This is a genomic window from uncultured Sphingomonas sp. (genome assembly GCF_964237335.1).
Classification (GTDB): domain Bacteria; phylum Pseudomonadota; class Alphaproteobacteria; order Sphingomonadales; family Sphingomonadaceae; genus Sphingomonas.
Genome location: NZ_CAXSHM010000062.1, coordinates 1 through 9,630, shown reverse-complemented (window position 1 = coordinate 9,630; position 9,630 = coordinate 1). Strand labels below are relative to the sequence as shown.

Annotated in this window: 10 protein-coding genes; 3 read left to right on the top strand and 7 right to left on the bottom strand. The window is 68.8% G+C overall.

The window, feature by feature from the left end; all coding sequences use genetic code 11:
- Positions 1 to 473, top strand: a 473-nt coding sequence (locus ACFE65_RS16825; RefSeq protein WP_375383515.1) for a transposase, incomplete at its 5' end; no start/stop codon positions are given.
- Positions 474 to 677: 204 nt separating this feature from the next.
- Here the strand turns inward: ACFE65_RS16825 and ACFE65_RS16820 are convergent.
- The 4 genes from ACFE65_RS16820 to ACFE65_RS16805 form a co-directional block, all read right to left on the bottom strand.
- Complete coding sequence (locus tag ACFE65_RS16820; RefSeq protein WP_375383514.1) at positions 678 to 905, bottom strand: hypothetical protein; 228 nt, start codon at positions 903 to 905, stop codon at positions 678 to 680.
- A 206-nt stretch (positions 906 to 1,111) separates the two neighbouring features.
- Positions 1,112 to 2,224 carry a class I SAM-dependent methyltransferase gene (locus ACFE65_RS16815; RefSeq protein WP_375383513.1) on the bottom strand — a complete coding sequence of 371 codons (1,113 nt, stop codon included), beginning with the start codon at positions 2,222 to 2,224 and terminating at the stop codon, positions 1,112 to 1,114.
- Positions 2,221 to 2,502, bottom strand: a complete 282-nt coding sequence (locus tag ACFE65_RS16810; RefSeq protein WP_375383512.1) for a hypothetical protein — start codon at positions 2,500 to 2,502, stop codon at positions 2,221 to 2,223. The genes ACFE65_RS16815 and ACFE65_RS16810 overlap by 4 nt, the downstream gene beginning before the upstream one ends.
- Positions 2,495 to 3,931 carry an MFS transporter gene (locus tag ACFE65_RS16805; protein WP_375383511.1) on the bottom strand — a complete coding sequence of 479 codons (1,437 nt, stop codon included), beginning with the start codon at positions 3,929 to 3,931 and terminating at the stop codon, positions 2,495 to 2,497. Before ACFE65_RS16805 ends, ACFE65_RS16810 begins: the two co-directional genes overlap by 8 nt.
- Positions 3,932 to 4,286: 355 nt before the next feature.
- On the opposite strand from ACFE65_RS16805, the gene ACFE65_RS16800 reads away from it, so the two are divergent.
- Complete coding sequence (locus ACFE65_RS16800) at positions 4,287 to 5,579, top strand: M24 family metallopeptidase (RefSeq protein WP_375383510.1); 1,293 nt, start codon at positions 4,287 to 4,289, stop codon at positions 5,577 to 5,579.
- Here the strand turns inward: ACFE65_RS16800 and leuD are convergent.
- Both leuD and ACFE65_RS16790 read right to left on the bottom strand, forming a co-directional pair.
- Positions 5,576 to 6,169: a 3-isopropylmalate dehydratase small subunit gene (gene leuD, locus ACFE65_RS16795; protein ID WP_375383509.1), complete on the bottom strand. Its 594-nt coding sequence runs from the start codon at positions 6,167 to 6,169 to the stop codon at positions 5,576 to 5,578. The two genes, ACFE65_RS16800 and leuD, sit on opposite strands and share 4 nt — an antisense overlap.
- Positions 6,166 to 7,569 carry a 3-isopropylmalate dehydratase large subunit gene (locus ACFE65_RS16790; RefSeq protein ID WP_375383508.1) on the bottom strand — a complete coding sequence of 468 codons (1,404 nt, stop codon included), beginning with the start codon at positions 7,567 to 7,569 and terminating at the stop codon, positions 6,166 to 6,168. Before ACFE65_RS16790 ends, leuD begins: the two co-directional genes overlap by 4 nt.
- Positions 7,570 to 7,585: 16 nt before the next feature.
- On the opposite strand from ACFE65_RS16790, the gene ACFE65_RS16785 reads away from it, so the two are divergent.
- Positions 7,586 to 8,404 carry a GntR family transcriptional regulator gene (locus tag ACFE65_RS16785; protein WP_375383507.1) on the top strand — a complete coding sequence of 273 codons (819 nt, stop codon included), beginning with the start codon at positions 7,586 to 7,588 and terminating at the stop codon, positions 8,402 to 8,404.
- Here the strand turns inward: ACFE65_RS16785 and ACFE65_RS16780 are convergent.
- Positions 8,365 to 9,534, bottom strand: coding sequence for a CaiB/BaiF CoA transferase family protein (locus ACFE65_RS16780; RefSeq protein WP_375383506.1), 1,170 nt, complete (start codon positions 9,532 to 9,534; stop codon positions 8,365 to 8,367). The genes ACFE65_RS16785 and ACFE65_RS16780 overlap by 40 nt on opposite strands.
- Positions 9,535 to 9,630: the final 96 nt, after the last annotated feature.

The following is a 9,630-nucleotide window of genomic DNA, read 5'->3' as shown; positions in this document are numbered from 1 at the left end:
TGGCTCACGTCCTGCGCGACGTCCAATATGCCATCGACTGCGGCGATACGATCTTTGCGCCCACGGTTCGCGACCATCTGCGCTGGGCGATCGGGGTCGGCAGACGACGACATCGGCTGCAGGACACCACGCTCGTCAGCTATGCCGCCAGGGCCGACCTCACGCTGTCCCGGCTGATGCGCGCGCCCGTCGCGCATCCTGCGGGCAAGGTGCTGCTCAGGCAGATCAAGGCGTGGCGGACCAAGTTCTTCGTCTTCCTCGCCGACCGCGACGTGCCCGCCACCAACAACATCTCCGAACGCGAGATCCGCCCATCGGTCGTATTCCGCAAGGTGACCGGCGGCTTCCGCTCCGACTGGGGTGCCAGCATCCACGCCGGCTACCGCTCCGTCACCGGAACCGCCCGCCTGAACGGCCAATCCGCTCTCAGCGCAATCCGCGACTTGGTCGACGGCAGGTTCGCCATCGCCTAATCAGGCCCTCACGCGCCAACCCCGTGAGCAGTTACCTAGAAACCATCGGCACGTTGAGCGATAATCTGCGCATCAGCTTGCCAGCACTGGCGGCCTGATCATCCTTGGCCTGACCGAGGATCGGTATTCTTCCACCACGCTATGGGGCACTTCCGCCAGTGCTTTAACAGCCCACCGATCGGCCTCCGCCGCATCGGCCAAACATCACCGTATCATGAGGAGACCCATAATGCGGAGCATGTCGCCCTTCGACGTTTGAGCCAGCACGATGATCCGCCCGACGGGCAGCAGCATCGCGCCCGCACACCGCTGCGCCACGCGAGCGAGCACGAGGAGCGGCAGATTGTCCGCCGCGCCACGCAGGACCGACTTCGCCCTGAAGAGCGCGATCGTCGCGACGAACAGCCGGCGGCCACCGAAGCGCTTCGCCATCCAGCCGCACAGTGGCAGCACGCAGCGGCGCCGACCAAATACGCCGTGATGAGGATGCCTGACGCGAGCATCGGCGCGCCGAAAACGCGCGCAATTACGGGCAGCGCCACGATTGCCGCATCGACGTCGAACGCCTGCATGAATCACGCGAAACCGACGGTCAGCGGCGGGATCATCGCGCCGTACGCTTCGCCGCCGTCGTCAGGTCAGGCGCGACCCGACGCGACAAACCAGGAGCGGAACACACCCTTGGACGTGTCGGAAAAGCCGCCCGCGGCGCGGTCGGGCGCAAAGCAGGCGTCCTGATAGCCGGCCGTCACCTCGGCGAAGCCCGCCGCGCGCATCGCCGCGAGATAATCGGCGCTGATCGCCGCCTGCCAAGCGGGTTCGTTGTTGTAGTCCGCCTCGATCCGGCCGCGGACCCTGCCCCACAGATCCATCGTGTCGTAGCGTTGCGGCACCTCCAGGTGGACCGCCACGCCGCCCGGGCGCAGCAAGCGTCGGCTCTCGGACAGCACGCGGCCGATCGCGGCCTGCGACGTCTCGTGGAACAGCGTTGCCGAGAAGACGAGATCGAAGCTCGCGTCGTCGAACCGCGTCCGCTCGGCGGAGCCCTGCGCCAGGTCGATCGCGACCCCGAGGTGACGCGCGCGCGCCAGCGCGTAGCGCAGCATCGATGCACCAACGTCGACGCCATGCACCTCCGCTTCCGGAAAGGCGGTCGCGACGGGGACGATGCTCGCGCCGATCCCGCAGCCCAGTTCGAGGATGCGCGTCGGCGCGAAGCCCGGATAGCGCGCGAACAGGTGCTGGACGATCGTCTTGCCGCGGCCGTCGTTGAGGAAGCCACCGTTTTTGCCGAGCATATAGACGGCGCCACCGCGATCCATGATCGCGCCCTGGCCGATGCCACCATCCTCTGCCTGATATCCTCCCGGCATGAGATGCACGTCGCCCGCCGCGAGATAGTCGGGCAGCACGAAGTCCGGGTCGAGACTCAGCGAGCCGAGCGCAGGCGCGGCCGCGGCCTTTGCCTCCAGCACCTCGCGCTGCCGGGCGACGCCACGACCGATCGCATCCCACATCAGCTCCTGCGAGGCGCGACGGACGCTCGCCCAGTCGCGAAATGCCCCGTCGTCGAGCAGCCGTTCATAAGTCTGCGCGGTCCGCGCATTGCTCGCCGGACCGGGATCGAGCGACGCGGCGAGCGCGCGCGCCTGCGGCTCGACCTCCTCGGTCAGCCAGACCTTCAGATCGCGGACGAACAGTTGCTCGGCGAGTTCGTCGTGACTGGCGGCGGGCAGCATCGCGTGCGTCATGGCGTTCCTCCGGCAGAGCGGCCGAGCGCATCGCGCAACGGCCCGAAGATCTTGTCGATCAGCCGGCGGCGGAGCGCGTCGCGGCCGGCCTGCGCGCCGGCGTCCGGCACGAAGCCGTCGATCGCGGCGGCGTCCAGTCCGGCCAGCCGCTCGACCGTGTCGAGCCGCTCGCGCAGCACCGCGATCTCCGAGGCGAGCGCGGCGACCATGCCGAGCAGCCGGTCGTCGGCGGGGTCCTGCCCAGGAATGGCGAGCCGGCGATGGACGGGCTCAGCCATGCGCGGCTCCCGGGCGCAACGTCATGGTTCGCATCCTGTCTGTTCGCATCGTCATGGTCCGCTCGTCCAGGGGGTAGAACCGCAGGATCGCGACGCTGACGAGCAGGAAGGCGGTGGAGACGACGCAATAGACCAAGGTGATCCCCAGGATCGCGCTCGGCGGCTGCGGCACCTGCCTGCCGGCGGTTGCCTGGATATAGCCGAAAGCGCCCAGCAGCATGCCTGTCAGCGAGGCGCCGATCGCCTGGCCGAGCTTCTCAACCATGATATAGACGCCCGCGAAGCTCCCCTCGATGCGAAGGCCGTTGCGGCGATACTGATATTCGATCGTGTCGGGCAGCATCGACTGGCTGATCATCACGACCCCGCCGTTGCCGAACCCTGCGAGCAGCCCGACGACGATGATCGACGCCTCGGACGTGCCCGGACCGAGCGGCAGCCAGAGCAGCCACGTCGCCGCGGTCAACAGGCCACCGATCGTATAGGTGTTCCGCTTGCCATAGCGGCGCGCCATCCACAGCCAGAACGGCTGGCCGACGATCGTGCCCACCGTCAGCGTCGCGTAGATCGCGCCCAGCCACGCGTCGGACATCTCCAGCCGGCGCTGGACGAAGAACGCGGCAGACGCCGTGTGCAGCCCGGCCGCGCCCAGCAGGAACAGCTTGCACGATTGCAGGATCACGAACGGCCGGTTCTGCGCGGCGGCGCGCATCTGCTCCCGGTAGGGGACGTGTCCCTCGCCCCCCGCATCGCGGCGGCGCGCAGGCTTGGTCAGTGCGAAGCAGCCGATCAGCACCGCGAAGATCGCCAGCCCCACGACGATGCCCATCATCCGGTGCCCGAACAGCCCGCCGCCGAACCAGGCGATCAGCGACGCGGTCGCCCATCCGCCGACCAGATTGCCGAGCGCGCCGTTGACGACGCGGAACGACATCAGCTTGGATCGCTGGTTCGGGTCGTCCGTCATCTCCGCAGGCATCGCCATATAGGGCACGGCGAAGATCGCGTAGGCGGTCGAATTGAGCAGCAGCAAACCGACCAGCAACGCGACGGCGCCGCCACGGCTGCCCATCACCGGCGCGTTGAACGCCAGCGCGAAGGTGATCGCGCAGGCGAAGGCGCCCGCGAGCAGGAACGGTCGACGCCGGCCCCAGCGCGTCCTGGTCCGATCGGAGAACGATCCGAAGACCGGGTCGGCGATCCCGTCGTAGATCTTGGCGACCGCGAAGATCGTGCCGGCCAAGGCAGCGGGCACGCCCATGTAATCGGTCATGAAGCGCAGCAGCAGATAGCTGCCCACCATGAAGGCGGTCAGCCCCAGCGTGCCCAGTCCCCAGCCGAAGTAGAGGCTGAGAGGCAGCGCCGGCGCGCTACGCGCCTCGGTCCGGCCGAAGACGGGCGATGGCGTGGCATTCGAGATGCTGCTCATGGCTGGAGACAAGCATGAAGCGCGCGGCATGGCAGCCCGTCGTCGCGATGTGGTCGCCTGTCGATCAAAGCCACCGTCTCCTCGTCCCGCACCGGGTGGCGGCGCTATGCGATCGGGATGCGCCCCGCCCCTGTTCAGCGTCGAGTATACACCCAGTGCCGCTGGCAGACGCATCTGTTGCAGGCCGGACCGGTCAAGCCCGCGACGACGCCGATCCTGCTGTTCCACAGGACCCCTCCGCGGCCATGCTCATGAACACGGCAAGCCGCTGCATCGCTATGAATAGGTCGATGAAGCGGTCTGGACCTGTCCGATCGAACGATGCGTGCCTTCTTCCTCTGAACGGAGCGACCCGATGCTGCTGAACCGCGAACGCGCGAACCAGGTGATGGACCGCCACGGCCTCGACGGCCTCGTCGCCGCCTTTCCCGAAAACATCTATTATCTGTCGGACTATTGGGGTCCGATGTTCCTGATGTCGCGCAACTACACGCTCTATGCGTTGCTGCCGCGCGACGAGAGCCGGCCCGCCGCGCTCATCATGCCCGGTACCGGCGTCTATCACCTCGAGCATGTCCCGACGTGGATGCCCAACGTCGCGACCTACATCACCCGCATCGCGCCCAAGGCGATCCCGCCGCGCGACTTCGAGTTCTCGACCGAGGAGATCGACGAGACCGGCGATCAGCCCGTCACCACCGGCGACCTCGTGGATGCGCCGCTGACGCCCTACCCGACCCGCATCGGCGCCGACATGGCGCCGCGCGACCGCCAGTTGCTCGATCGCTACGCGATGCACCGGGGCGGCGCGCAAGCGACCGCGACGCGCGCGCTCGCCGCCGCGATCGAGACCGCCGGGCTGACGGCGGGGCGGCTCGGCTTCGACGATCCGCGCGTCTGCGGCTGGCTCGGCGCGATCGGGCTGGAGGATGTGGCGGGCATCGACGCGCTCAACATCTTCAAGGAAATCCGGATGGTGAAGAGCCCCGAGGAGATCGAGCTGCTCAAGATCGCTGGCCGGATGAGCGAGGCCGCGCTCGACACGGTGGTCGACAGGATGGAGATCGGTATGCCGCTCGACGAGATCGGCCGCATCCACGCGCTGTCGATGGCCGAGCAGGGCGGGCGTTCGGAGTGGATCATCGCCAACATCCGCGGCCTGGCGACCGGCGATGTCGAGGCGAACGAGCTCATCAAGCTCGACTCGGTCGGCACCTGGAAACAATATCGCGGCGATGTCGGCCGGTCGGTGTTCTTCGGCGAGCCGACGCCCGAGATGCTCAAACGCTTCGACGCGGTCGGCCGCGCGCTCCGGATCGCGTACGAGAACATCCGCCCCGGCAAGACATTCAAGCAGATCGTCGACCTGACGCTCAAGACCGTCCACGACGAGGGCTTCCCGGGCTTCGTCATCGCCGGGCCGCATTCGGTGGGGCTGGAACACACCGACCATCCGGTCTCGGTCGGGGCGCAGATGCCGGGCCACCATCCCCTCGCGTTCGAGGAAAACATGGTCTTCACGCTCGACATGCCGTACCATGAGTTCGGTTGGGGAACGACGCATGTCGAAGACATGATGATCGTGCGCAAGGATGCCTGCGAGCCGATCACCTCGATGAACACGTCGCTTCGCGTGAAGGCGCTTTAGCGATAGGCCCAGGGGCGCACCGCGCGATCCTTGTCTCGGAACGCCGCGATCGCGTCGCGTCGCAGGAGCGTCAGGTCGATCGCGTCGAGACCGCCGACCAGCATCGCCTTGGCCTCCTCGTCGATCGCGAAGTCCATGACGTGCCCCGTCGCATCGGCGACCGTCTGCGCCGGCAGGTCGATCGTCAGCGGCTGCGGGGCGTCGGCGAACGGCAATGCGTCGAGCTCGACCGGGACGATGCCGTTGCGCACGCAATTGCCGCGGAAGATCGGGTTGAAGCTCGGCGCGATCACGGCGCGGAAGCCATATTCGGCGAGCGCCCAGGCGGCATGCTCGCGCGAGGAGCCGCAGCCGACATTGGCGCCGGCGAGCAGGATCGCGGCGCCCGTATACGCCGGGTCGTTGAGCACGAAGCCCGGCTCTGGCTCGCGGCCGCCGACCTGCGTGTAGCGCCAGCCCGCGAACAACCCGTCGGCGAGGCCGGTCTTGCCGACCGTCTTCATCTCGCGCGACGGGATGATCGCGTCCGTGTCGATATTGTCGCGGATCAGCGGCACCGCGATTGAGGTGAGCGTCGTGAACGGCGTCACGCCACCGACCCAGCGCCTGCGATCCGGCCGGCGATGGCGGAGGCTGCCACCGTTTCGGGCGAGGCAAGGTGCGAGCGCGTGCCCGGTCCTTGCCGGCTCGCGAAGTTACGGTTGGTCGACGTGATGACTCGCTCGCGCGCGCCGAAACTCTCGCCGCCCGCAAAGAAGCACATCGAGCAGCCCGGCTCGCGCCACTCGAAACCCGCGTCGAGGAAGATGCGGTCAAGCCCCTCCGCCTCGGCGGCGGCTTTTACCGCGCCCGATCCCGGCACGCAGATGGCGCGCACGCCGGCGGCGACGTGGCGGCCCTTCAGGATCGCGGCGGCGCGGCGAAGGTCTGACAGGCGGGCGTTGGTGCACGAGCCGATGAACGCCGCGTCGATCGGCGCGCCGACGATCCCCTCGCCCTCGCCCAGCCCCATATAGTCGAGCGCGCGCGCGTGCGCCTCGGCAGTGTCCCACCCAGAGACCTCGGCGAACGACGGCACCGCGCGGCCAAGCGGCACCGCCTGTTGCGGGCTCGTCCCCCATGTCACCATCGGCGCGACGCAGGCGGCATCGACCCGGCAGTCGGCGTCGAACACCGCGTCCGCATCCGAGCCGAGCGTCGTCCAATCCGCCAACGCCTGCTCCCACATCGCCCCCCTCGGCGCGTAGGGTCGACCATCCAGGTAAGCGAACACCGTCTCGTCGGGGGCGATGATGGCGGTAAAGGCGGCGAGCTCCGTCGCCATGTTGCAGAGCGTCAGCCGACCCTCGACGTCGAGCGCGCGCACGGCGTCTCCCGCATATTCGACGACGTGCCCCTTGGCGCCCGACGATCCGAACCGCATCAGCAGGTGCAGCGCCAGGTCCTTCGCCGTCACGCCCGGCGCCAGCGCGCCATCGACGGTGATCCGCATCGTCCGGGGCCGCTTGACCCGGAGCGTCGTGGTGGCAAGCGCGTGCTCCGCCTCGCTCGATCCGATCCCCCAGGCGAGCGCACCTAGCGCGCCCTGCGAACAGGTGTGGCTGTCGGGGCATACGAGCGTCAGCCCTGGCAGCACGATCGCCTGCTCGGGCGAGATGACGTGGACGATGCCCTGCCGCGGATCGCCGAGATCGAACAGCGTGATCCCCGCCGCCCGCGCCGCCGCCCGGGTCGCGGTGATGAACGCGGTGCCGGTGGGCATGATCGTGCGATCGGTGCGGCCCGGCAGCGTGTCGACGACATGATCCATCGTCGCGAACACCTGTCCGGGCGACGCCACCGGCCGACCGGCCGACTCCAGGCTCTGCAACGCGACGCCGCCGGTCCGCTCGTGGAGCAGCACGCGGTCGATCAGGACCAGCCCGGTGCCGTTGCCGAGATCCTCGACGAGGTGACGATCCCAGATCTTCTCGAAAATGGTCCTGCCCATGTCAGCTGCTCCAGCCGTGACAGGCTTGGCGGATCGCGCGAGACCCGGCATCGCGATGCGCATGGCGGCGAACGGCGCGCGGGATGCGGTCCCGCTCTATCACCGGATCTATCTTGGCCTGCGCGACGAGATCCTGTCGGGCGAGCGCGGTTTCGGCGCGGCGGTGCCGACCGAGCAGGAGCTGGGCGCGCTCCACGGCGTATCGCGCATCACCGCACGCCGCGCGCTGGACGAGCTGGCGCAGCACGGGCTCGTCGAGCGCAGGCGCCGGGTCGGCACGCGCGTCACCTTCCGTTCGCCCGCCGTGCCGATCGAGGGACACATCGACCAGGCGATCGAGTCGCTGATCGCCTTCGGGCGCGGCACGCAGGTGCGGGTGATCGAGTTCGGCGAGGTGGCGGCGAGCGACGCCGTCGCCCGACGGCTCGACCTCGCGGCAGGCGCTCGCGTCGTCCGCGCGCTCCGCATGCGGCTCGCCGACGACGCGCCGCTGGGCGCGATCGAGAGCTTCGTGCCGGTCGCCATCGGCGGCGCGATCGGCCGCGATGCGCTGACGACGACGCCGATGCTCGAACTGATCCGCGCGGCCGGCCACGCGATCGGCGCCGGCGCGCAGGTGATCTCGGCGGTGCCCGCCGATCCGGCGCTCGCCGCGTTGCTCGATACCGACAGCCGCGCCGCGATCATCAGGATCGATCGCGTCGTGCGCGACACCGACGGCCGCCCGCTGCTGTTCACCAGCGCGCGCTATCGCGGCGATCGCTATCGGCTGAGCCTCGATCTGCACGGCGGCGGTCAGCACGCGAGCGCCACCGCGATCTCGTCGGCGGAGTAGCCGATCTCGCGCAGGATGGCGGCGCCGTCGAAGCCGGCGCGCGGAATGTCGTGGCGCAGCGGCACGCGCTCGCCGTCGAACTCGATCGGCAGAGCGGGCAGGCGCGTCGCCCCGCCGCCGGGGATGGTGACGTCGACCAGCCCGCCATGGTTGAGGTGCGGATCGTCAAAAAGGTCCTCGGGCCGCGCGATCGGCGCGAAGGGCAGCCCGATCGTCTCGACCTTGGCGACCAGTTCCGCCCGCGCCATCGCGCAGAAGATGCCGCGGATGCGCGGCAGGATTGCCGCACGGGCCAGCACGCGCTGGTTGTTCTTCGCCAGTTCCGGGTCGGCGGCGAGATCGTCGAGTCCGAAGGCGGCGCAGAACGCCGCCCATTGCGCGTCGCTGACGACGCCGACGAACAGCTGCTCATCCGCCTCGCGCGTCTCGAACACGTCGTAGATTGCCCAGGCGGAGATGCGGTTGGGCATCGGCTGCGCGGGCGCGCCCGTCACCGCCATCTGCGCCATATGCTGGCCGACCAGGAAGGCGGTGGTCTCGTACAGCGCGCACTTGACCTCCCCGCCGATGCCCGTGCGGTGACGGCGCTCGAGCGCCGCCAGGAGGCCGATCACGCCGAACATGCCGCCTGTGATGTCGATCACCGAGGCGCCGGCGCGCAGCGGCCGGCCCGGCGGACCCGTCATATAGGCGAGCCCGCCCATCATCTGCGTCACCTCGTCGAGCGCGGTGCGATGCTCGTAGGGGCCGGCGAGAAAGCCCTTGGCGGCACAGTGGATCAGCCCGGGATTGGCGTCCTTGAGCGCCTGATAGCCGAGCCCGAGCCGGTCGAGCGTGCCCGGGCGGAAATTCTCGACGACGACGTCGGCGCCCTCGCACAGCGCGCGGGCTGCGGCGAGCCCGGCCTCGCTCTTGAGATCGAGGCAGATCGAGCGCTTGTTGCGGTTGAACATCGGGAAATAGCCGGCGCCCGAGCCGAGCAGCTTGCGCGTCTGGTCGCCGCCCAGCGGTTCGACCTTGATCACGTCGGCACCGAGATCGGCGAGGATGACGCCGGTCGACGGCCCCATCACCATGTGCGTGAACTCGATCACCTTGATGCCTGCCAGCGGCAATGCGTCGTCCTGCACGTTTGATATCCCCGCTCGACAGCCCCGCGCTATTTGTTATAGATATATGTCATAACTTCCAAGCGGGAGATTGCCGTGACCGACCAGCGAACAGAC

Excerpts from the sequence above, each read along its gene's own strand:
- ACFE65_RS16810 (WP_375383512.1), bottom strand. The coding sequence starts at position 2,502 with ATGGCTGAGCCCGTCCATCGCCGGCTCGCCATTCCTGGGCAGGACCCC.
- ACFE65_RS16805 (WP_375383511.1), bottom strand. The coding sequence starts at position 3,931 with ATGAGCAGCATCTCGAATGCCACGCCATCGCCCGTCTTCGGCCGGACC.
- ACFE65_RS16800 (WP_375383510.1), top strand. The coding sequence starts at position 4,287 with ATGCTGCTGAACCGCGAACGCGCGAACCAGGTGATGGACCGCCACGGC.
- ACFE65_RS16820 (WP_375383514.1), bottom strand. The coding sequence starts at position 905 with ATGGCGAAGCGCTTCGGTGGCCGCCGGCTGTTCGTCGCGACGATCGCG.
- ACFE65_RS16815 (WP_375383513.1), bottom strand. The coding sequence starts at position 2,224 with ATGACGCACGCGATGCTGCCCGCCGCCAGTCACGACGAACTCGCCGAG.
- ACFE65_RS16790 (WP_375383508.1), bottom strand. The coding sequence starts at position 7,569 with ATGGGCAGGACCATTTTCGAGAAGATCTGGGATCGTCACCTCGTCGAG.